The organism is Desulfonatronum thiosulfatophilum, from assembly GCF_900104215.1.
GTDB lineage: Bacteria > Desulfobacterota > Desulfovibrionia > Desulfovibrionales > Desulfonatronaceae > Desulfonatronum > Desulfonatronum thiosulfatophilum.
In genome coordinates, this window is the sequence record NZ_FMXO01000012.1 from 1 (window position 1) to 22,141 (window position 22,141).

The 22,141-nt window shown below is 56.0% G+C and carries 18 protein-coding genes and 1 pseudogene; 13 read left to right on the forward strand and 6 right to left on the reverse strand.

Annotated elements, in window-relative coordinates:
- Positions 1–284, forward strand: a pseudogene (locus tag BLP93_RS17410) (transposase); the annotation flags it as partial.
- 111 nt (positions 285–395) lie between these two features.
- Here the strand turns inward: BLP93_RS17410 and BLP93_RS10745 are convergent.
- Positions 396–3,503, reverse strand: a complete 3,108-nt coding sequence (locus tag BLP93_RS10745; protein WP_161946292.1) for a PAS domain S-box protein — start codon at positions 3,501–3,503, stop codon at positions 396–398.
- Positions 3,504–3,937: 434 nt separating this feature from the next.
- On the opposite strand from BLP93_RS10745, the gene BLP93_RS16915 reads away from it, so the two are divergent.
- Complete coding sequence (locus BLP93_RS16915) at positions 3,938–4,090, forward strand: hypothetical protein (protein WP_153304285.1); 153 nt, start codon at positions 3,938–3,940, stop codon at positions 4,088–4,090.
- A gap of 56 nt (positions 4,091–4,146) precedes the next feature.
- Here BLP93_RS16915 and BLP93_RS16920 read toward each other — a convergent pair whose 3' ends face one another.
- Positions 4,147–4,323, reverse strand: coding sequence for a hypothetical protein (locus BLP93_RS16920; protein WP_153304286.1), 177 nt, complete (start codon positions 4,321–4,323; stop codon positions 4,147–4,149).
- A gap of 376 nt (positions 4,324–4,699) precedes the next feature.
- On the opposite strand from BLP93_RS16920, the gene BLP93_RS10755 reads away from it, so the two are divergent.
- A complete protein-coding gene (locus tag BLP93_RS10755) occupies positions 4,700–5,818 on the forward strand; it encodes an Sfum_1244 family protein (RefSeq protein ID WP_092121267.1) in 1,119 nt (372 codons plus the stop codon).
- A gap of 18 nt (positions 5,819–5,836) precedes the next feature.
- Here the strand turns inward: BLP93_RS10755 and BLP93_RS10760 are convergent, their stop codons facing one another.
- From BLP93_RS10760 to BLP93_RS16685, 3 genes are all read right to left on the reverse strand, one after another.
- Positions 5,837–6,712, reverse strand: coding sequence for a deoxyribonuclease IV (locus BLP93_RS10760; RefSeq protein WP_092121270.1), 876 nt, complete (start codon positions 6,710–6,712; stop codon positions 5,837–5,839).
- Between the two features lie 221 nt (positions 6,713–6,933).
- Positions 6,934–7,713 carry a YqjF family protein gene (locus BLP93_RS10765; protein WP_092121273.1) on the reverse strand — a complete coding sequence of 260 codons (780 nt, stop codon included), beginning with the start codon at positions 7,711–7,713 and terminating at the stop codon, positions 6,934–6,936.
- 212 nt (positions 7,714–7,925) lie between these two features.
- Positions 7,926–8,108, reverse strand: coding sequence for a hypothetical protein (locus BLP93_RS16685; RefSeq protein ID WP_139162982.1), 183 nt, complete (start codon positions 8,106–8,108; stop codon positions 7,926–7,928).
- On the opposite strand from BLP93_RS16685, the gene BLP93_RS10775 reads away from it, so the two are divergent.
- A complete protein-coding gene (locus BLP93_RS10775) occupies positions 8,107–8,982 on the forward strand; it encodes an iron-sulfur cluster-binding protein (protein ID WP_092121279.1) in 876 nt (291 codons plus the stop codon). The two genes, BLP93_RS16685 and BLP93_RS10775, sit on opposite strands and share 2 nt — an antisense overlap.
- Positions 8,979–9,890, forward strand: coding sequence for a dihydroorotate dehydrogenase (locus BLP93_RS10780; protein WP_092121282.1), 912 nt, complete (start codon positions 8,979–8,981; stop codon positions 9,888–9,890). The genes BLP93_RS10775 and BLP93_RS10780 overlap by 4 nt, the downstream gene beginning before the upstream one ends.
- Positions 9,891–10,188: 298 nt before the next feature.
- On the opposite strand, the gene BLP93_RS10785 is transcribed toward BLP93_RS10780, so the two are convergent.
- Positions 10,189–12,756: a PEP/pyruvate-binding domain-containing protein gene (locus BLP93_RS10785; RefSeq protein ID WP_161946293.1), complete on the reverse strand. Its 2,568-nt coding sequence runs from the start codon at positions 12,754–12,756 to the stop codon at positions 10,189–10,191.
- Positions 12,757–13,124: 368 nt separating this feature from the next.
- On the opposite strand from BLP93_RS10785, the gene BLP93_RS10790 reads away from it, so the two are divergent.
- The 8 genes from BLP93_RS10790 (at position 13,125) to BLP93_RS10825 (ending at position 21,909) form a co-directional block, all read left to right on the forward strand.
- On the forward strand, positions 13,125–14,102 hold the full coding sequence (locus tag BLP93_RS10790) for an aspartate carbamoyltransferase catalytic subunit (protein WP_092121288.1): 978 nt from the start codon (positions 13,125–13,127) through the stop codon (positions 14,100–14,102).
- Position 14,103: 1 nt separating this feature from the next.
- A complete protein-coding gene (locus BLP93_RS10795; protein ID WP_092121290.1) occupies positions 14,104–15,384 on the forward strand; it encodes a dihydroorotase in 1,281 nt (426 codons plus the stop codon).
- 14 nt (positions 15,385–15,398) lie between these two features.
- Positions 15,399–16,730 (forward strand): HD domain-containing protein, encoded by a 1,332-nt coding sequence (locus BLP93_RS10800; RefSeq protein WP_092121293.1) that lies wholly within the window; start codon positions 15,399–15,401, stop codon positions 16,728–16,730.
- 33 nt (positions 16,731–16,763) lie between these two features.
- Positions 16,764–17,813, forward strand: coding sequence for a dual-specificity RNA methyltransferase RlmN (gene rlmN / locus BLP93_RS10805; protein WP_092121573.1), 1,050 nt, complete (start codon positions 16,764–16,766; stop codon positions 17,811–17,813).
- 99 nt (positions 17,814–17,912) lie between these two features.
- The gene (gene hisI / locus BLP93_RS10810; protein WP_244148724.1) at positions 17,913–18,284 is read left to right on the forward strand and encodes a phosphoribosyl-AMP cyclohydrolase; all 372 of its coding nucleotides are present in this window, start codon (positions 17,913–17,915) and stop codon (positions 18,282–18,284) included.
- Positions 18,285–19,169, forward strand: coding sequence for an ATP phosphoribosyltransferase (gene hisG / locus BLP93_RS10815; RefSeq protein WP_092121297.1), 885 nt, complete (start codon positions 18,285–18,287; stop codon positions 19,167–19,169).
- 212 nt (positions 19,170–19,381) lie between these two features.
- Positions 19,382–20,572, forward strand: coding sequence for an SPOR domain-containing protein (locus BLP93_RS10820; RefSeq protein WP_092121299.1), 1,191 nt, complete (start codon positions 19,382–19,384; stop codon positions 20,570–20,572).
- A gap of 128 nt (positions 20,573–20,700) precedes the next feature.
- Positions 20,701–21,909 carry a B12-binding domain-containing radical SAM protein gene (locus BLP93_RS10825; RefSeq protein ID WP_244148725.1) on the forward strand — a complete coding sequence of 403 codons (1,209 nt, stop codon included), beginning with the start codon at positions 20,701–20,703 and terminating at the stop codon, positions 21,907–21,909.
- Positions 21,910–22,141 lie beyond the last annotated feature (232 nt).

Genomic DNA, 22,141 nt, shown 5'->3' on the forward strand with positions numbered 1-22,141 from the left:
CGCAAACTTGTCCAAAGGTTGCAATATGTGACCGAGGTTACAGGGGCTACCAAAATGTAGGCGACACCAAAATCCTGCGGCCAGGGCGTCCGAAGAAAAGCGATAGCCCCTATCAACGGCGGATCGTCCGTGAGCGTTTTTGCCGTAGAGCAGGAATAGAGCCGATAATTGGTCACCTGAAACAGGATCATCGCTTGTCCCGAAACTACCTGAAAGGGGTTCTCGGCGACGCGATCAACCTGTTCATGGCTGCCGCGGCATTCAATTTCAGGAAGTGGATTCGGAAGTTCGAACACTTTTTTGCCCTTTTTACGCTTTGGCTGTTTTTTGGCACCACAACCCGTCAGCCTACTATGATGATCCTGTAACGAAAATATCGGATTTTTCAGGCTCGACTACTTGGCTATTATCAGAGAGGTTTTCTTTGAGAAATTAATCTCCAGCACCCTCTCCAAATCCTCCATGCTTACCGGTTTGCTCAGGTAGTCATCCATCCCGGCCTCCAGGAATTTTTCCTTGTCGCCAAGCATGGCATAAGCCGTCAGGGCAATGATGGGGATATCTTTATTTGGACCGAGATCAGTGGATGAGCGAATGGCCTTGGTGGCTTCGACGCCGTTCATTACCGGCATCTGGATGTCCATCAAAACAAGATCGAAATCCTGTTGGGCTAATAGATCCAAAGCCTGACGACCGTTCTCGGCAAGGGTTCCCCTGTGTCCGGCTTTCTGCAGTAGTTTCATGGCCGGAAAGGAGTTGGACGGATCATCCTCGACAAGGAGAATACGCAAGCTTGAGGTTGGAGGCGGAGGTAGTGCTTCGATTGCCCGGGACGAATCGACTCCAACGGGAAGCTTGAAGTACAGAGCGATGTGGATCGTGGTTCCCTGGCCCTCCAGGCTTTCAATGCAGATCCGCCCCTCCATGAGATCAACCAGCCGTTTGACAATGGCCAACCCTAGTCCGGCACCTTGGTATTTTCGTGTATATGAGCCGTCGACTTGAACAAACGCCTTAAAAAGGTTGTTTATTCTGTCATCGGGAATGCCGATGCCCGTGTCACTCACGGAAAAAAGAACCCTGAAGGCCCCGTCTTTCCATGAACGGATCGGAGTCATCCTTACGTTGACCTTTCCGCTGTCGCTGTATTTCAAGGAATTACCGACAATGTTGAACAGCACTTGCCGCAATCGCGCTTCATCTCCGATTAACTGTTCCGGAATAGCCGGGTCTATTGAACATTCCAGAGTCATCCCTTTGTTTCTTGCCGTCACGGTGAACAGATCGAGAATTGAGTCTTGCAGTTCGGTCATACTAAACTCGGACTCGAGGAGTTCCATCTTTCCGACCTCAACCTTAGACAGGTCCAGGATGTCGGACAGCAACATGGTCAGGCGCTCTGCGGATGTGGTGGTCAACTGGACATATTGGCGTTGCTCCTCGTCCAGGGCAGTGGTATCCAAAAGCTGCATCATGCCCATGATACCGTTGAGAGGAGTTCGGATTTCATGGGACATGTTGGCAAGGAATTCAGATTTGGACTTGTTTGCCGCCTCGGCCTGCTCTTTGGCTACCAGCAGGGCCTCTTCAGCACGCTTTCGATCAGTGATGTCAATGCCAATTTCAAGGACGAGCTTCTCCCCGTCGCTGTCAATAAAAGGATAGTCATAAATGGCGAAAATTTTGTCCTCAGGTGCTTGTGACCATTCCCAAACTTGGGGGGTGTCCGTTTCAAAGACCTTGAAGGTTTTGCATTCTTCGCACGGGTCATTTCGACCCCTCAGCACTTCATGACAGGGCTTTCCTTCGATCTCGCCAAAGTGGTCAATAAAATACTTGTTGGCATATCTTACGGAATAATCGGACGATTGAAGATAGATAAAGCCTGGAAATGACTCCAGGAGCATGATAAGTCTTTTTTTTTCAATTTTCAACGATTCATCGGCCCGTTTGCGCTGTGTAACGTCTCTAGAGCTGAACAGGATTTCTTTATGATTGCCTTGTTCATCAAAAATGAACTTCCCGATTGTCTCAAGCCAAAGATATTCACCGTCATTTTGACAATATCTGTACTCGACTTTCACGCCGTCTTCACTTTTGGTCACAAATTCTACGAAGGCCGTTGCTACTCTTTGATAGTCGTTAGGATGGACGTATTCCATGAAATTCTTGCCGACAAGAGAATCAAGATCATACCCCAGGATGCTGTGGGAAGGGCCGGTGAATTTGTAATTTCCTTCCATGTCTGTCACGGATATAAGATCTGAAGAAGTATTAATAATGTTCTGCAACAGTTGAGTTTTATTTCGCAGGGCATCCTCTGCCAGTTTTTTTCCGGTGATGTCTATATGACAACCGACCATGCGGACGGGCAATCCGTCCGCGGTCCACTCGATGACCCGCCCTGCACAGATGACCCAGGCAGTGGAACCGTCCTTATGTTTATAGCGGACTTCGTTGTAAAAAGGTTCCCGGCCCCTGCTTTTGACGTGTCTATCAAAAACCTCAAGTACACTAGGAAGGTCTTCGGGAAAGATGATTTTCTGCCAAGCTTCCGGTGAACTCTCTAGTTCATGATCTTCATAACCGAACATGCGCTTGAAGGCTGGACTCAAGTATTCGGTGTTCTTTAGAAGATTCCAGTCCCAGTAACCGGAGAGAGTTGATTCCAGAATGTCCTTCAGGATTATCTCTTGCTCCCGAAGCGCCTCCTCGGCCCGTTTCCTTTCGGTGATGTCCTCAATCTGCGAGATGAAGTGCAATGGTGCCCCTTGGTCATCCCAGACCAATGAAACCGCCAGAAGCCCCCAGACGATGCTGCCGTTCTTGTGGAAGTACCGCTTCTCCATCTGGTAGGTTTCGATTTTGCCGGCGAGCATCCGCTGCACGAACTCCATATCCGTTTCCAGGTCCTCCGGGTGGGTGATGTCCTGGAAGGTCTTAAGCATTAGCTCGTCGTCGGTGTAGCCGAAGAGAGCACTGATGCGGGGGTTGACCTTGATCCACTGCCCTTCAGGCGACACGAGGGCTATGCCGATGGCGGAGTGCTCGAAGGCGTTGCGGAACTGTATCTCGCTCAGACGAAGCGCCATCTCACTCTGCTTACGTTCGGTGATGTCAGTCACAAAGCCTTGATAGTGCGAAACTTTCCCGTCTTCTGCATGGACCGTTCGAATGCTTCCTGATGCCCAGAAACCGGAGCCGTCCTTGCGTACCTGTTCGCATTCGTAATCTTTGACCATTCCATCAGTCGCTAAAAGGCCGATGACAGCAGGACCGTCCCTGGGATCAGCGAACAATTCAGTGCCAATGTCCTGGATCGAGGCCATCAGGTCCCGCGGAGCGGCATATCCGTACATGTCCGCCAAGGCTTGGTTGGCATAGAGAAAACGTCCCTCTGGGGTTGTCTTGAAGATGCCGATTGGTGCGTGGTCCAGGATGTCGTGGGCGTTGGGAAAGCCTGCTTGAGCGGGAGGTGCTTCAGGGGCTTGCTTTTGGGCCATCTGGCCTCCTATGCAGTGGGAAGAAGAGTTGGCTGCGAGTTTAGTGGACCATATACGTCTACAGGTGTGCGAACTGTGTTCACCTTGTGGTAATTTTTTTGTTTTTCCCATTTCACGTAACAAGGTCAAGCACAAGATTCAATCTGAGCCCTTAACCGGAGAAGCCCTATAGGTTTAGGGATTCTCCGGCCTTTATAACCACTACGCCGCCTTTCGATAATTCTCCAATGCAGCAAATTAGTCGGTCAACTGCTTCAGCATCTTCGCATCGCGATTGCAGCGATTCAGCGTGATGTACTGCTCGCTGATCTCTCCGGGCGTCAAATCCTTTGAACTGTGGCCATACTTCTTGATGAGGTGCAATCGTATTTCTCCACCTGATCCCCAAGCTCAAGCGTCCGCAAGACACCAAACAGATCGACGACTGTGGTGCCGTGGTCGGAACATGTCCCAACCTTCGGATGGGCGGGAATCTGAACGGCGGCTTTCCTCGTCTGCAGATCGACTGGCTGATCACCACCGTTGTTCGCTGGCTCGGCGTTCAGCCAGGAGATAAGCTTCTGCCCGGTCTCTTTTTTCCGGAGTGAAGTACGATCCGTCGAACAGCCCGGACCAGTCCTTGGTCGCCGTGGCTATGTGACCTCTACTGAAAGCTCCAGAACTGCTGTAATTTTATACTCCAGGCCATCTCTTTGAATCGGAGCTGGCCGATCTTGACCGGCTTGGTCTTGCCGGTGCAATCGTCCTTCACTTCCCAGGCAGTTTTTTTGAAGCAGATGGTCGCAGAGATGTGCAACGGCGCTGCCAGCATTGCATCCACAAGCGCTTTCTGTTTGGTCGAGGCCTCTCGCCATGCCGCAAATTGTTCTTCACGGCCAGCATCGCTTGGTCAACTAATTCCAGGATGCCGCCTTCCCAGGCCCAAGCATGTGCGTTAGGCTGTCGATGATCAGAACCCTGTAGCCGGCCTCAGCTGTCCCATGGATAGATTGGATATAACGGCCAGGATCGAAGGGTGAGGTCAGCTCGGTTACATCGTAGGCACTCAGATCGGCGTAAAGACTGCCGGCACCTCTAATGAGGTTGCCATACCTCATGTCGAATCATACCCTTTGATCATTACGAACGTCCCATGGTCAACAGGTCATGTGCCATTACATGGAACACCGACTGGGTTTTCGGTTGGAGGAATATACGTGAATCCTGATCTCCAGTTTTTGCAGTCGCAAGTGCAAAGCAATTGTCATATTTCGGATGCCAATTTCAGCGGATCTTTTTCCCTGTGCGGGCTGCTTCTGCGCATGCGCGATCTGTATAAGTGGGAATCCGGACTGGCTCCCTGGGAAGAGCCTGAGCATGGGTTGATCCTGGAGTGGGTGGAGCAGCGGGAAGAATTGTGGGCGGAATTGGAGGGGCAGGAGTGCAAGGCGCTCAAATTCGACAATGCTTGCATCGGTCCTTTCGAGGTCGAAGAGGTGAACAGCCGATGCGCCGCCCTGGGCTGCCTCTACGGCGCCGGCTACGTTCTGGGGATGAAGCCCAGTTTTTTTCTGGCCCTGCCGGTGGAAGAGACCGTGATCAACGGACTCAAGATATACACCGTGGAACATGAATTGTGCCGGGATATCTTTGTGACTCCGGTGATGCGTCAAGGCGACCGGATAATTGCTCGGCGTCAGGCCATGGAGTCACTGATCTGGGACGTGGTCCAGGAGCAGCGTCCCTCGGTGCGGCCGGCTCTGGATTTCGCATTGGCCGGTTATGGCCTGGATTCTCGGGAACTTTTGCAGCGCCCCAATGATTTCCAGAGCGCTTATCAGCATATGGTGCGGGAGGAACTCCGGATATGGGTGCATCATGAGATCGGCGAGGCCGCGGAGGACGCCTTTCCCGGTGATGTCTGGCATCAGATGGTGGCCAACACCTGTCAGACCCTGGCCGAGGTTTTCATCCGAGCGGTCAAGGATCTCCTGGCCGATACCCATCCCCACGGGCTTCTGGCCTTCATGGCCGCCAGGGACAGCAAACCTTCCCTTGGCTTGTATTTGGCCATGATGCGTCCTCTTTCCAAGTTGCTGTTTATGGAAATCTTTCGCATCTTTCCGGAATTCACCCGGACCGGGGAGTGGAGCGAAGTGGAGCGGGTTCGAACGGTTGCCTATGCCAGGGGCAGGGAGCTGGCGCAAAAACTCGTCGATGTCCATCGTGACTCTGATCCCTTTCATCACGAGCGGACCGTGGAGCGGATCATCGAAGAGATCATCCGCCCATTGGGCATTCTCGGCGAGGTGGATGCCGAAGAGATGAGACGCTGAACTACGCTCCTGCACTCTTCACAAATTCTCCTCCGGAACGGCCTTCAACAACCCTCGCAGTACATTCAAATTTTCGATATCTTCAGCTAGGTCCGAACCCTTGGGCGTTTCCAAAACCATGGGCAGATGCGCCAGCGGCGGATCGTTGAGGATGGTTGAAAATCCCGCAAATCCGATCTCACCCAGTCCGATATGTTCATGACGGTCCCGGCGGCTGCCCAGGGGGGTCTTGCTGTCATTGAGGTGCAGCAGCTGCAGCCGCGAAAGGCCTACGGTCCTGTCCAGGCGTGAAGTGACCTCGGCCCAGGAATCCTGATGGCGAGGATCATGACCGGCGGCGAAACCATGACACGTATCCCAGCAGATCCCCAGACGCAGGGCATGTTCGGATGCGGAAATCATTTCCGCCAGATCTTCGGGATCCGCACCGAGCGCGGTCCCGGTTCCGGAGGTATTCTCCAGAAGAAGACCGACATCTCCTGCCTGGTCTCCGGCTTCTTCAAAAGCCATGTCCAGGCATGCTGCCGCACGAATGCATCCGTCGTTCCTTCCCGCGCCTTTATGTGACCCGGGATGGAGGACGACCCAAGGAATGTTCAGCCTGGCGCAACGGATGAACTCCCGCGCCAGGGCGGAGGCTGATTTGCGCCATAATGTCTCGTCAGGAGACGCCAGATTGATCAGGTAGGACGCATGGGCGAAGATATGTTCGCGGCCCCACCTCTTCCAGCCCGCGGCAAAGGCTTCGGCTTCGGCGTCCGTGATGGAAGTGCCGGCCCATTGCCGCTGGTTGCGGGTGAACAGCTGCAATGCCTCACCTCCGACAGCAGCGATTCGATCGAAGACGAGATGCAGACCGCCTGAAGTGGGCATATGCGCACCAAGAAAGGGCATTGGTTTTTTCTCCGTGATTTGTGCCGATGCGCATCCTCGATACGATCATGGGGACCGTACGACAGCAGGGGACGCATCCACAAGGCAAGTTTCTCGAATATAACAGCGTCGCGCCTTTGCGGCCCGACAATAGTCAACGGAAGTGTTCTTGGTCTGGAGGAACAGGGAGAGATTAACTATCCCTTGTGTGCAAAGATATTGGCGGCGCGGCATCCGCCGTATCAAGCCTGCTGCGATGCATGCGCGTCAAGCTGAGATTGTTCGCTGAAATCCATGGATTGGATCAGCATTTCGCGTTCTCGTGAATAGTGCAGCAATGATCCATCCAGAGGGAGCTTCAAGCCGATCTGATTGCCCATGGTGTTGATCCGGAACGTTGCCTCGGCTTCCTGAAGCGGCCAGGGTTCATGATGGATGTCGCCGAAACCGAGTTTTCCCTGGGGGCTGACCGTTGAGAGACGGTACCGCTCCGTGAGCCAGTGAGTCAGCGAGTCGGGTTCGCTTCGGAACACGTCGCCGACAGGGGCATATTCAAAGCGCAGCTTCGCTTCTGGGGCTCCCCGGTGTGTGCGGGTGCAATCGAAATGCAGAACCTGGTCCTTTTGCCGGTGCTCGAAATGGGCCTTGTAATAAGGCAGGCCGTACCACGTTCTTGCCGCCAGAAGGGACAGCCGGCTGTCGATATCCAGGCTGAAGAACCAGACTCCTGGTTTTCCTGAATGTCGGACATAGGTGCGTACATTCACGCCGGAATAGCTCAGGCCGAGAAAAGACGGGATAAAACGTGGGCGCATGCCGGTGACGCGCATGGCCACAACCCCCAGCCAGGCTTGGCCGTCATAGGTATCCAGTTGCAGCTCCGTCGGAATGAGAGGACGAAGTTTCTCGGGGACGAACGGCCAGTGCGCGAACAGGACGTCATGGCAGTGCATGGCTCCGATGATGGGCCTGAACGGTGCTGATCCGTGGTCATGCTTGCCATGTATTCGGCTTTCATTCATGCATTGATCTCCCAAGAATCATGTTGGATATGCTGCACCGAGATTTCGGTGGCGACTGGTATGGGCTGTGGCCCTTGGCTTTGGCTATGCTATACAATCAGAAAAAGTACGGCATAGTTGTTTCGGGTCAAGGCTATCAGGAGTTGATCATGAAATTGTCACTTTTAATTGCATTCATGGGCCGGGACAACCTTTATCAACTGCGGCCCTGATCATGTAGGCGCGTGTCCCAATGAAATGATGAGCCGCACGGCTCTGGTCAGTTCCGAACCTTTTTCGTATGGTTCGTTCAGACGCGCACTTAATTCCGGACGTGGTTCTGCAGCTTTTTGAATCACGCTTGAAACTTGATGAATACAATCCATAATCCACAATTCATAACCCAATTTTGCCATGTCTGATTTCATCCTTGCTGAACAAGCCGACACAGCGATTCCGCCAACGTCTGGCTGCATCGAAACCACTGTGGTTGATCTGACCCGGACCGACTCCGCACATGATCTGGAAAATTCCCTCTGGCTGCTGGATCTGCAATTGCCCGCTTCTTTTTGTGAAGGGAAAGGGTGGCAGCCCGGGCAGTTCGTGATGATCCGGCCTGTTTCCTGGTCTTTTGAGCCGCTCTGGGCCAGACCGTTTTCCATATGCATGGCCGGAAACGGCATATTGCGCATTTTTTTTCAGGTGGTCGGGAGGGGCACGCGGGCCATGACCAAGCTTGAACCCGGTGAACAAGTCGTTGTCTGGGGACCGCTTGGCAATGCATTTTCAGTGGAACCGGATACCCCCACCCTGCTCCTGGCAGGTGGCATCGGCCTGGCGCCGTTTATCGGATATGCCTGGTCTCATCCCCAACCGGATCTGCTTTTCCTGCTGCTCGGGCACCGCCCGTCGGTATCGGGATATCCCTTGCACCTGCTGCCGGAAAGCATTGCCCGGGAGACCGCCCGACAAAAATGCGAGGAGGATATCGCATGTTTTGTGCGGGACCTGGAGAGCCGAATTGCGGAATATGCCCGCATTAACGGCTTGATTCTCGCCTGTGGTCCGCATCCATTTCTGCGCGCGGTGCAGACCATGGCCATGCAATACCGGGCTCGGGCTCAATTGTCCCTGGAGAACCGCATGGCCTGCGGTATTGGGGCCTGTCTGGGCTGCGTGACCAATATTGCCGGGCAGGAGTTGCCCGTGAAGGTTTGTACCCAAGGGCCGATTTTCCGGGCAGAAGACGTGAAACTTGAACAGGCCGTCATTGATCGGGTGAAAGCATGAATCTCAACGTCAAATTCGCCGGAATGGAACTGAAGAATCCGATTCTGACCGCATCCGGAACCTTCGGTTACGGGCTGGAGTTTGCGCCGTATGGCGACCTGACGGCTTTGGGCGGAATCGTGGTCAAGGGGTTATCCTGGGAGCCGCGAACGGGCAACCCCATGCCGCGGGTCGCGGAAACGCCGTGCGGGATGCTCAATGCCATCGGCCTGCAGAATATCGGAGTGCATCGGTTCGTGGAGGACAAGTTGCCTTTGCTGCCCTGGTCCGAGGTGCCGGTCATCGCGAATCTGTATGCCTGCGATGCCGAGGATTTTGCCCGCCTGGCCGAATACCTGGCCGATCAGGAGGGCGTCGCGGCACTGGAAGTGAACATTTCCTGTCCCAATGTTCAGGCCGGTGGCGTGCTGTTCGGCCAGGACCCGCGCCAGGCCGCCCTGGTCACCGCAGCCGTCAAGGCCAAGGCCGGGGCCAAGCCGGTGATCGTCAAACTGTCCCCCAACGTCACGGATATTACGGCCATCGCCAAGGCTGCAGCCGACGCCGGGGCCGACGCCCTGGCTCTGATAAACACCCTCTCCGGCATGGCCGTGGATATCCGCACCCGCAAGCCGCGCCTGGCCAACGTCATCGGCGGCCTGTCCGGGCCGGCCATCAAGCCGGTGGGGCTGCGCTGCGTGTATCAGGTCAGCCGGGCCGTGGATCTGCCGATCATCGGGCTGGGCGGGATCTCCTCGGCGGAGGACGTGTTGGAATACATTATGGTCGGTGCCTGGGCCGTGCAGATCGGCACGGCTAATTTCCTGCGCCCGGACATGGCCTTCCGCATCGCCGCGCAACTGCCGGGATTGCTGGAAGAACTCGGAGTGAAGTCATGGGAGGAATTTCGGGGGAAGTTGTCGATCTGACTAAATCAGCAATCACGCAGCGCTTTAGTGGGCATTGATTGTTAGGAATAAAAATTACCGTAACTACTCCCAGCGGTCCGGCTTGTCTCGATTTTTCGACCTCGCAACTCCTTCGTCGGCTTCGTAGCTTCGAACCATTGCGTGAATAAACAGCATTTGGCGCTCAAACGCCCGGCAGTGGTTCGATGACGAATCCTGAATCAGTCAGACAGGTGATGCCGAAAAATCGAGACAAGCCAAAGGGACCATTTCATGCCATTCAATCAAAATGTGCTGAGTAGATACAGAGCACCGGCCGTTACTGCTCAAAAGTATAATTGCCCTTGAAAAACTGCTCGACGTACCAGGGGATCTGGGCTTCGTCAGTGAGGACCATGTCCAGCAGGCGGACCGAACCCAGCAGCCGACCGATGAACTCGAGCTTTTCCATCATCCGCGGACAGTCGTATTTTTTGATCTCGCCGCGGACCATGTCTCCCTTGTGCTCGACCCGCAGTCCCAATCGCTTGAGGATTGTGGAGATCATCAGCGCCCGACGGGTTCGGCGGGAGATGTCCGCGGCCCCGCCCTTGAACAGGAACACGATATAATTGTCGTTCACTTGCTCTCCGCAGTAGGCATCGATGGTCACGAAATGGTAGCCAAGGCGGGCACTGTAGTTCAGGTAGTCATCGGAAATGATGGCGTAGTTCGGACCGCCCCTGGAACTCTTGTTAGCCGGATCATGGTTGATCTCTACGTGACTGATCGCGGCGGAACCGTTTGATTCCACCTCCACGCGTCTTCCCCAACGCACTCCGGGATGCGTCATGCCTCTAAGCATGGCGACAAACGGTTTGGAAGCAATTCCTTCCTGATCCGTGACGCCCTGTTCCGGCTGGCGGTTGAAACCGCCTCCCAGATCCAGGATGTAGGTGTTCAGCGGCAATGTCGTATGCAGCTTGACTGCCAGGCATGTATCTTCCTGAATGTCCTCGCAGATGCAAAACATCTCGGACATTGCTTTTTCATGGGCGAACCGGACGACGTCATGCAGGGTAAGACAGCCTTCCGGGGTGAAGTCGGCCTGCTTGGGGTCGATCAGATTCAGCGGGACGACGTTCTGTAACGTCTCCTTGACAAGTCGAAAAAGTGGACTGCCCTTCATCAGGTTGATCTGCGGCTTGGTCCGGATCAAGGCCATGACCCTTCCCGAATAGACAGCCCTGCGGGAAGCGTCCAAAGTGATCTCTTCGCCGTGGGGAATTACGCTGGTGGCGTTTTCCGTGCCCACCAGAGTCGGTATGCCGAATTCCCTCGCCACGGAGGCCATATGTCCAGTCACGCTGCCGACATCGGTGATGATACCGTGGACCTTGCTCATCAGGGAAACGTACATCGGAGATGTCTGCGTGGTGACGAGAATGGCTCCTTGCGGCACGGCCGAGAGGTTGTGCTCGGTCTTCAGAACGAAGGCCGGACCGCTTGCCGTTCCGGTGGAAGCGGTGGAACCGCCCTGCAAGACCAACTCATGGCCTGCATAGCCTTCTTCCCCGGAATCGGGAGAAGGATGTTCTTCCTCGGACATGAGCAGATTCAGGGGGCGGGCCTGGAGAATGAAGATCTTCCCTGCCTGATCCATGGCCCATTCGATGTCCAAGGGAAGCTTGTAGTGGTTTTCCAGATGGATGCCGTATTCCGCGAGCTTTGCGACATCATCCTCGCCCAGGCAGGGCTGGTCCTGGAGGTGGGGATCGACAGGAACCTCATGGAGTCCTCCGGCAGGGTTCATCACAATGCGTTTGGTCTTGTGCACGGTGACGGTTTCGATGTTCCCGGATGACGTCACCTGCCACATATCCGTGGGCATGGAACCGTCCACAACGCTCACTCCAAGGCCCCATGCCGCACTGATGATCAGCTTGCGCTCGCCGGGCTTGTTGGGATCCTGGGTATACATGACTCCGCTGGCACGGGCGTCGACCATATTCAGGCAGAGCACGCACATCTGCATGTCCTGGTCTCGATACCCCACGCTGCGACGGTAGAAAACAGCCCTGGGGGTGTACATGCTGGCCACGACTTCCTTGTATGCGTCGAGGATGGTATCGGCGGTCACGTTCAACACGGTGGAATGCTGCCCGGCAAAGGAAGATTCCGAGTCTTCCCCCGTGGCGCTGCTGCGAACAGCCATACGGGTTTCCGGTCCCAGCTCGGAGGCCATTTCCCTGGCTTCGTAGTAGATGCGCGATTCCAGATCCTCGGGCAGAGAAGCATTCAGGATCATCTTCTGGATTTCGCGGCAGGCGGCTTCCAGATGATCGGTGTCCTGGATGTCCACTCCCTTGAGTTCGCCGCGGATGGCGTCGTAGAGATTTGATGAACGCAGGAAATGATGACAGGCATAGGCCGTGACGACGAACCCCTGGGGGGTCGGCAGCCCGGCCCGGTTGGAAACTTCGCCCAAATTGGCGGCCTTGCCTCCGACCCGGGCCTGATTCTCATGGCTTAAGCCGACCAGAGGCAGTACAAGACAGGATCGCTCCAGCTTGCGCTGCCGGGACAACCCTCGCAATACCTGGATGCCGATTTTTTCCGAGGAGCTGAAAAGGCCGGGGTATTTGCCCTGGGAGAGGGCATTGAGGTCTTCGGCCAGTTCATATACCACGCCCACCAGTTCCTCGCACTGGCAGAGCACCTCGTCAAAGGTAAACGGCTGAGGAACGAAAAGCAGATTTTCCAGGTTGTTGATCAACTGCAGCGCCTTGTTGTTGTGGCTGAGGAGCTGCTTGAAGAAGTGATACTTGCTGTGAAAAAGCGTCTCTTCCGGTGCGGTGTTCGTGGGGATGTTGCTTTTTTCAAAGAGCTGGTCGAGAAAATGATACATGTGCTGTAACCTGGCTGGGTTGGAGAGGAGGAGCGGCATAAGAACGAGAGAGTCAACGCCTGTGAACCTGACTCTGTCAACATAGGGTCAAGATTGAGCCTTCTTAAATACGCCTGAAAAAAGGGAATGACAACATCTTGGCCGGCATGAAAAAGGCAATCGGGCAATTGTTCCCCGACAAGCGGGGGCAGGAGCCCGTCTCTGCTGCGGATTTGCTGAATGGATACGGCTGAATAAAAATTACTGGAATATGGCAGCGTTTTCGGCTAAGACTGACTCGCACCTTGACGAATGCTCCGGCGCTCCATGTCGTCTTTTTTAAGATTTAAACTTCCGAACCATCAACAGTTTCATCATACGGTATCTCTATGCTTTGGCCCCACAAGGATCTGCTCTGCATATCACAATTGACCAAGGCGGAAATTCTGCATGTTTTCGAGATGGCGCGCCGGTTTGCCGAGGTCAATTCTCGACCGATAAAAAAAGTGCCGACGCTGAAAGGCAAGAGCGTGATCCTTTTTTTTGTCGAACCCAGTACGCGAACCAAGACATCCTTCGACATCGCCGGAAAACGACTTTCCGCGGATACCTATTCCCTGGCGGCGTCCTCCAGCAGTTTGAAAAAGGGGGAGAACCTCAAGGACTCCGCTCTGACGCTGGAGGCCATGCACCCGGATGCGCTGGTGCTGCGCCACCATCAAAGCGGAGCTTCCGAATTTCTGGCCAAGCGCCTTTCCTGTTCGGTGATCAACGCAGGGGACGGCTGGCATGCGCATCCCACCCAGGCCCTTCTGGACGGATTTGCTTTAAGCGGGGTCTGGGGGGACGACATGGCCGGTAAAACCGTGCTCATTGTTGGCGACATCGCGCACAGTCGGGTGGCCCGCTCCGACGTGCTGCTGCTCAACGCTCTGGGCGCCCATGTCCGGATTTGCGCTCCGCGAACCCTGTTGCCGGCTGCCGTGCGGGAGTGGCCCGTGGAAATTTTTTCGGATCTGTCCACGGCCTGCCGAGGCGTGGACGCCGTGATCTGCCTACGCCTGCAGTTGGAGCGGCAAAAGGCCGGCCTGTTGCCGGATCTGCGCGAATATGCCCGAACCTTCGGCCTGGGGGCGCGGCACCTGAAACAGGCCAATCCCGGAGTTCTGGTCATGCATCCCGGTCCCATGAATCGAGGTCTTGAAATCGAAGCCGCCCTTGCGGATGCCGAGAACAGCCTGATTCTTGATCAGGTCTCAGCCGGCGTTGCCACGCGCATGGCCCTGCTGTTCCTTTTTCTGACCCGCAAGGATCAATCTTCGAGGGACGAGCAACAACCCCAAAACCATCGGTTTCAGGAGGCCTAGCATGCCCGGTCCGGATCTTGTCGTACGCAATGTTCTTTTTCGGGATGAACTGGTCAGCCTCTGGGTTGGTGAGGGCAAGGTGCAGCGGTTGGCCTTGCCCGACGAGCCGTCCTCCGACGGTGCGGAGCTGGACGGGGGCGGGGGGCTGCTGCTGCCGGGGCTGATCGATGCGCATGTCCATCTGCGTGAACCGGGCTTCGAGTACAAGGAAGACATCGCCTCCGGTCTGGAGGCCGCGGTCCGGGGAGGATTCAGTGCCGTACTGGCCATGGCCAATACCAGCCCGGTCAACGACACGGCCGCGGTGACCGACTTCATGCGCAACAAGGCCATCCAGACGCACCCGCACGGACCTCGACTGCACCCTGTAGGCGCCTTGACCAAGTCGCTTGCGGGGCAGGAATTGGCTCCTCTGGCCGAACTGGCTGAAGCGGGCTGCGCGGCGTTTTCCAATGACGGCATGCCCGTGGCCAATCCGGACATTTTTCGACGGGCCGTCGAATATGCTTCCGATCTGGGCTTGGTGGTAATCGATCATTGCGAGGACCCGGCGCTGGCCGAGGGCGCCTCCATGAACGAAGGCCGGGTCAGCGGCTTGCTCGGACTCAAGGGCCAGCCCGTGGTCGCGGAAAGCCTGCAGGTGGCCAGGGATATCCTGCTGGCGGAATACCTGGATCTTCCGATTCACCTGGCGCACATCAGCTGCCGCCAGTCCGTGGAGCTGATCGCCTGGGCCAAGAGCCGGGGCGTCCGGGTGACCGCGGAGACCTGCCCGCATTATCTGCTCTGGACCGAGGAAATGATGCAGGGGTACAACACCCTGGCCAAGGTCAACCCGCCGTTGCGCACCAGCGACGACGTCCAGGCCATGCGTCAGGCCGTGCGGGAAGGAGTGATCGACATCCTGGTCACGGATCATGCCCCCCATGCCGACCATGAAAAGGAAACCCCTCTGGACGAGGCGCCCAACGGCATCAGCGGCCTGGATACTGCGCTGTCCCTGTGTTGGACCCTGGTCCGCGAAAGAGTGCTTTCGGTTCAGGACTTGTGCCGGCTCTGGTCCCAGCGTCCCGCGGAAATTTTCTCGTTGCCCGTGAACCGCTTTTCTTCCGGAGACCCCGCGGATTTTATTCTGTTCAATCCGGATCAGGAATGGACCGTGAGCCCCCAGACCCTGTTTTCCCGGGGCAAGAACACTCCTTGCCTGGGCCAGGTTTTGCCTGGACGGGTCCGCGCGCACTGCATCTCCGGAAAAATTCTCTTTCAAGACGCTTTCGAATAATAACAGGAGTATTCATGTCCCAACCGCTGAAAGATGCCGTGAGCATCTGCAAGGCCATCATGCGCAACGGGTTTGACGCTTACGTGATCAATGCCCGGTTGCAGGAAAAAATCCTGGCAGGAAACGGTGAACGTGAAGTCGATATCTGCTCCGAAGCTGATTTCGAGGATCTGAGCAAGATATTCCCTCTTTTCGAACCGGCTACCACGGCGGAGTATACCGGTACGCTGAAGGAAGGCGACATCCTGATTCGGGTTTATCCCGCGGATTCCGAGGACGGCTCGCATCCCGAGGAGGGAGTGGCCAAGTTCACTCCAGGCATGATCAAGGCCCTGGAAAAGACCGAAGGCGGCCTGCCGCTGCAGTTGGCCTGCCCGTACATGCCGAAAGCCAAGGAACTGTATGACGGCTTCGCGGATGTCGGCGGCGGCGAGATCCGTTTTCAGGGCATTCCGGATGAAACCCTGAAGCAGAACTATCTGCGCGGCGTGCGGGCGTTGCGGTTCGCGGCCAATTTTCAGCTGCCCGTGGAGCCCAATTCCTGGATGGCCATTGTGCGGGCGGCCCGGCGTGTCCTGGACTACGTTTCGGTTTCGGACATCATGGACGAGTGGCGCAAGGTGGAAGCGGAAAACATGTGGCATTTCGTGAAGCTGCTCCATGAAAGCACCATCCTGGACGGTCTCATCCCTGAAATCGCCGCCTTAAGCCGGGTCAAACAGATCAAGAATCCGGATGAAGGCGAGGAAATCGTCCTGGACCACACCCTGGAGTTGATGCGCCGTTATCCCGAGGAATTGCCCTATGACTGGTACGGGACCCTGGCCTGTCTGTTCCATGATGTGGGCAAGCTGTTTACCGCGGAATATGTGGGCAACCAGTGGACTTTTTACCAGCATCACCGGGTGGGCGCCAAGGTGACCCGGAAGATTCTCGGACGGTTGCGGTTTTCTCCCGAGGAAATCGACAAGGTCTGCCATCTGGTGCGCCAGCACATGCGCTTCCATTTCATGCTCACGGACCGGGGTATTCGCCGGTTCACCGCGCTGCACGACTATCCGCGTCTGATTGAAATCGCCAGAGCGGACATCAAGGCCCGTAATGGCGCATACAAGGAATTCAACCATAACATGAAGATGCTGGAGCGGGCGGCAATACCGGAAGAAGCCCTGGAGCCCCTGCTCAATGGTCATGAAATCATGGACTTCGCCGAGATCAATCCCGGTCCGGCAGTCGGCCTGATCCGCGAAGCCCTGCTTCAGGCCCAGATCGCCGGGGACGTGACGTCGGTGCCGGAAGCCGTGGAATTTGTCCGCAACTACCGGTTGAAGGAAAAACTGCAATGATGGCGATTGCTGCCAGCCAGGTCCCAAGTTCTTTTGAAGCCTGATCTTCTCGAATATACCCTCCCTGAACTGGAAGAGTTCATTGCGGAGCTGGGAGAAGCTCCCTTCCGGGCGCAGCAGATCTGGCAGTGGCTGTGGCAGAAGCGGGTGCGCGATTTCGCCTTGATGTCCAACGTTTCCAAAGAATTGCGTTCGCGTCTGGCCGAAGCCGCGGTTATTGTTTGGCCGGAGGTTGATCAGGTTCAACGCAGTCGGGACGGCACGACGAAGTTCCTGTTGGCTTTGCGGGACGGTCAGCGCATTGAAAGCGTCCTCATTCCGGAAAAGACCCATTACACGCTTTGCCTCTCCTCCCAGGTGGGATGCAGTCTGGGCTGTACGTTCTGCGCCACGGGACGGATGGGCTTGCTCCGCAACTTGACCATGGGCGAGATTCTGGGCCAAGTTCTCGTGGCCCAGGAACATGTGGCCGGCCTGGACACGCATCTGTCGCTGCGTAATCTCGTGTTCATGGGCATGGGCGAGCCCTTGCTGAACCGTGTAAATTTGCGCCGCGCCCTGGAGTCGTTGCATCATCCGCTTGGTCTGGATTTCTCCAAGCGCCGGATCACCGTGTCCACTGTCGGCCTTCCGGGCGGTCTCAGCGAACTCGGCTCCTGGGGGCTGGCCTCCCTGGCGGTGTCCCTGCACGCCCCGTCCCAGGAGCTGCGGTCCCAAATCATGCCCAAGGCCGCCCGTTTTCTTCTGGATGACCTGATTTCCGAGCTATCCGACTATCCCCTGCAGCCACGGCAGAAGATCACCATTGAGTACGTGCTGCTGGGGGGAGTGAACGACAGTCTGAACCACGCCCGCGATCTGGTCCGTCTGCTGAACAAGGTCAAGGCAAAGATCAATCTGATCGCCTTTCATCCCGGACCGGGCTTGCCCTACAAGGCGCCGGATCTGAACCGGGTGCTTGATTTCGAGAATTTTCTCAAAGCCAAGGGGCTGCCGGCAACCTTGCGTAAAAGCAAAGGGCAAGATATTTCTGCCGCCTGTGGACAGCTGCGGGCAGAATGCGCGAGCATCGATGCCGATTAGTGATGCGGCCGCCCGTACACGAGTGATCTCCCAGGCGACATGCTTTTCAACCATGCGGCGCATCGAAGATGCGTCAATTTTTCCAAATGGAGCCATCGAGTGAAACCTGATTTTGAGAAGTGCGGCGGGTTGGTACCCGTCGTGGTCCAGGACGTCGCAAGCCTGGAAGTGTTGATGCTGGCCTATATGAACGAGGAGGCCTGGGAGCAGACCCTGGCGACGGGGGAGGCCCATTTCTACAGCCGATCCCGGAAAAAATTATGGCACAAGGGTGGTACGTCCGGCCATGTGCAGAAGGTTCGCTCGATCCGTCTGGACTGTGATGCGGACACGGTTTTGCTGCTTGTGGAACAGATCGGCGGAGCAGCCTGCCACGAAGGTTACCGGACATGTTTTTTCCGGTCCATAGATGAGGGCGAGTGGAAAATCTGCGCGCCGATTATTTTCGATCCCAAGGAGGTTTATAAATAGATGCCGACACCAGACAACCAGCTCAAGCTGGGCATTCCCAAGGGGTCGCTGCAGGATGCCACCATCAATCTTTTTGCCCGTTCAGGGTGGAAAATTCATCTGCATTCCCGCAATTACTTCCCGGAGATCAATGATCCGGCCATCAATTGCAGCATCTGCCGGGCCCAGGAAATGGCCCGCTATGTGGAAGCCGGCACGCTGGACGCCGGATTGACCGGCAAGGACTGGGTCATGGAATACGAATCCGACGTGCATGTGGTTTCGGACCTGGTTTATTCGAAAGTCAGCTCTCGTCCGGCGCGCTGGATCCTGGCCGTGGCCGGCGACTCGCCTTACCGCCGTCCGGAAGACTTGGCCGGAAAAAAAATTTCCACGGAATTGGTGAACTTCACCAAGCGTTATTTTCAGAACGCGGGCATTCCGGTGGAGGTTGAATTTTCCTGGGGAGCCACCGAGGCCAAGGTCGTCGAAGGCTTGGCCGACGCCATTGTCGAAGTTACCGAGACCGGCTCGACCATCAAGGCCCATGGCCTGCGCATCATCGCCGAGATGATGCAGACCAACACCCAGCTGATCGCGAACAAGACGGCCTGGGCCAACCCAGTCAAGAGAGCCAAGATCGAACAGATCGACATGCTGCTCAAGGGAGCGCTCAGGGCCGAAAAACTGGTCGGGCTGAAAATGAACGTTCCCCAGAGCAAGGTGGAGCATATCATGGCCGTTCTGCCCAGCCTGACATCCCCGACCGTGGCCCATCTCTTGAACAGCGACTGGCTTTCCGTGGAAATCGTGGTCGAGGAGAGCGTGGTCCGAGACTTGATTCCGGACCTGGTCGGCATGGGCGCCGAAGGCATTATCGAATACTCTCTGAACAAGGTCATCTGAGGTCGGCTATACAAAAGTTTGCACGTCATCTTGCGGAGCACCGGCTTGGCCGGTGCTTTCGCCTCAAGGCTCCTTCCGGGGGATGCCTCGGCGAGGCTCGGCGAGGCTTATATCTTCGTGACGAGCGTCTGGCGAAAAATTGCGCCGCCCAGGCAACTTCTTCTCCTGGAGTTACGCGAACTACGTCGCGATACTCCTTTTTTGCCGTCATCATGGTGTTCTTTTTTTGCCTGCAACTGCTCGGTTGCGCTGGGAGCGGTCCGGGAGGAGGCAAGGACATTGAACGCCTCAGCCCACGAGAAGTACAAATCCGACTGGACCTGGCCGAAGCCTATCTGCGAGGGAATGAGCCGAGACTGAGTCTGCAGGAATTGTCGCGAATTCAAGGCACTGCCGCTGCCTTGCCGCGCTTTCACTTCGTCTTGGGCTTCACTCATTTCTCTCTCGGCCACTGGGGTGATGCGGCCGCGGCATTTCAGAAGGCCGTCGCTCTTGATCCCGCCTACGCCGAAGCATGGAACAACCTGGGCCTGGCATATCTCGCTGACGACAACTACAAATCCGCCGAAGCGGCATTCACCAGCGCCCTGGGCGTACCCACCTACCGTACTCCTGAAATTGCCGCTTTGAACTTGGCCATGTTGCATATGGAGCAAGGCGATTCTGCCAAGGCTAGGCAGTACATCGATCTGGCCTTGGAACTGAACTGGCGGCTCGGACAGGCATACCTTCTGGCAGCAGAACTTGCAGCAGGGCAGGGAGATCTCGACAAAGCGATTGAACTTCTGGAACGCGGCGTGGCAGCGGATCTGAACAATACCCGCATGATGCTCACCCTGGCCGAATATCTCCTCCTTGTCGGCAAGAGCAGGGATGCTCGGCTCTGGCTGGAGCGGGTTCAGGCTGCCGCTCCCCCGAATAGTCCGGAAGCGGACATTGCCCTAGAGTATCTCAACTCGCTGGATCGGGGAGGAGGAGAGGCCGGTAACGATGCCACCTCAATATCGGCAATTGTCGTGCGTCCCACCCGCGATTCAGAAGTTCCTTCTTTACCGCAATTAGTGGAGCCGCCCGCCCCGGAGCCTGTAAGCGGCGATGCGGATGTTGAGGCACAAGAAATTCAAGATGTTGATCAATCCGCCATCTTTATTGTCCAGATTGGGGCATTCAAGGATCAGGGCAATGCCGACGTTTTGCGGAAGCGTTATGCCGACAAAGGCTATCCGTCCGACATGGCGGAAATTCTGCATCGGGGCTCTACGTGGTTTATTGTTTTCATAGATTCGTCAGTGGAGAAGGAACGTGTTCAGCGCCGTGCCGAACAATTTCAGAAACAGGAAAAAATCCCGGCCGTAGTGACCAGGATCGGCATGGGTCGCTATCTGGAGCTTGACGCCCCCTGAACCTCTCTCTTCCTTCATTCGAAAACACTTCCAACCAACCGTACTTCCTGGGAATTAATTCCTGGATATACGACTTCGCCGCTTACAATCTCTGGTCACGTCCCACCGGTCTGCTGGCTTGCCTGGAAATGCTTCGCTCTTCCGGCGCCAAAGTTGCTTTGCTGGACTGCATGGAGCCTGGAGGATCTGATGTATCCTGGCCCAGAACCAGCCGGTATGGAACGGGCCGCTACCCGAAAGTTCAATTCCCAAAACCCGCCGTACTCCGGAACATTCCCCGCAACTGGGGTCGGTATGGTCTGCCTGTGGAAACCGTTCAGTCGCTGCTTGCGCGATCAAGGCGACCAGATGGAATCCTCATTACCACGGCGATGACCTATTGGTATCCCGGCGTCACGGCCATGGTCCATTTGCTGCGCCGGATCTGGCCAAAGGTTCCCATTGTCCTGGGCGGCGTCTATGCGACTCTGTGCCCGGAACATGCTAAGAGTGAGGAAGTTGATCTTGTTCTTCAGGGGCCGTTTGAAGAACCCCGAAGCTGGGGGCGGTTCTGGCGGCTCTGGGGGATGAGTGCTCCGCCAATTCCCCCCGACGCCGGACTGCACCTGGCCCTGGATTTGTATGACCGGCCGGATTTTTCCGTACTGCTCGGTTCCCGGGGATGCCCGTTTCGCTGTTCCTATTGCGCATCCGGGCAGCTCTTTTCCGGTTTCCGGCGCAGGTCGCCGGAAAGCCTGTTCTCGGCCCTGGAGCAGGATTTTCAAAGAGGAGTCCGGGATTTTGCCTTTCAGGACGATGCCCTGCTTGTGGATGCCCAATCCTGGCTGGTTCCCTGGCTGGAGATGACGGCAAGGCTCAAAAGCCCAGTGCGCCTGCACACCCCCAATGCCGTGCACATCCGGTATCTGAACCAATCACTTTGCACCATGATGCGCAAAGCAAGATTTGTCACCATCCGGCTGGGACTGGAAACATCATCCTTTGCCCATCGTAATGATCAGAAACTCGATGCCGAACACTGGGAGCGGGGAGTTCGTGCCCTGTTCTCCGCTGGGTTTCAATCTGAGCGGATCGGGGTCTACATTTTGTCCGGTCTGCCGGGGCAGGAGTTTGATGATGTGGTAGCAAGCGTCCGTTTTGTCCGCTCCTTTGGCCTGCAACCCCATTTGGCCCACTATTCGCCCATTCCCGGAACGCAATTATTCCAACAGGCCTGCGCGGCTTCCGACCATCCTCTGGCCTCTGAACCTCTCTTTCATAATCCTTCCCTGTGGCCCTGCGTTCCGGGCGGATTTTCGCCGGAACGACAACGAAATCTGCAGCGGCTTCTGGAGTAGCCTCCGCAGGCCCTTTATGAGTAACAATACAAAATAATATATTTTTTTTATCAAGAGCCGTGTCTGGAAATAACTTTTTTTTTTCGTTATGCTTTTTATTACATATGTCATAACCGAAACAGACAGGGCCAAGTTCCGCTTTTTTGATCGGATTTTTCCGTAAAAACTGGTCGCGGGACTGGAACCGGTACGTTTGATCTTTTGAAAACGATCCTCATGCCTCAATACTTCG

Excerpts from the sequence above, each read along its gene's own strand:
- BLP93_RS10745 (WP_161946292.1), bottom strand. The coding sequence starts at position 3,503 with ATGGCCCAAAAGCAAGCCCCTGAAGCACCTCCCGCTCAAGCAGGCTTT.
- BLP93_RS10760 (WP_092121270.1), bottom strand. The coding sequence starts at position 6,712 with ATGCCCTTTCTTGGTGCGCATATGCCCACTTCAGGCGGTCTGCATCTC.
- BLP93_RS10765 (WP_092121273.1), bottom strand. The coding sequence starts at position 7,713 with ATGAATGAAAGCCGAATACATGGCAAGCATGACCACGGATCAGCACCG.
- BLP93_RS10775 (WP_092121279.1), top strand. The coding sequence starts at position 8,107 with ATGTCTGATTTCATCCTTGCTGAACAAGCCGACACAGCGATTCCGCCA.
- BLP93_RS16685 (WP_139162982.1), bottom strand. The coding sequence starts at position 8,108 with ATGGCAAAATTGGGTTATGAATTGTGGATTATGGATTGTATTCATCAA.
- BLP93_RS10780 (WP_092121282.1), top strand. The coding sequence starts at position 8,979 with ATGAATCTCAACGTCAAATTCGCCGGAATGGAACTGAAGAATCCGATT.
- BLP93_RS10785 (WP_161946293.1), bottom strand. The coding sequence starts at position 12,756 with ATGTATCATTTTCTCGACCAGCTCTTTGAAAAAAGCAACATCCCCACG.
- BLP93_RS10790 (WP_092121288.1), top strand. The coding sequence starts at position 13,125 with ATGCTTTGGCCCCACAAGGATCTGCTCTGCATATCACAATTGACCAAG.
- BLP93_RS10795 (WP_092121290.1), top strand. The coding sequence starts at position 14,104 with ATGCCCGGTCCGGATCTTGTCGTACGCAATGTTCTTTTTCGGGATGAA.
- BLP93_RS10800 (WP_092121293.1), top strand. The coding sequence starts at position 15,399 with ATGTCCCAACCGCTGAAAGATGCCGTGAGCATCTGCAAGGCCATCATG.
- hisG (WP_092121297.1), top strand. The coding sequence starts at position 18,285 with ATGCCGACACCAGACAACCAGCTCAAGCTGGGCATTCCCAAGGGGTCG.
- BLP93_RS10820 (WP_092121299.1), top strand. The coding sequence starts at position 19,382 with ATGGTGTTCTTTTTTTGCCTGCAACTGCTCGGTTGCGCTGGGAGCGGT.
- BLP93_RS10825 (WP_244148725.1), top strand. The coding sequence starts at position 20,701 with ATGCTTCGCTCTTCCGGCGCCAAAGTTGCTTTGCTGGACTGCATGGAG.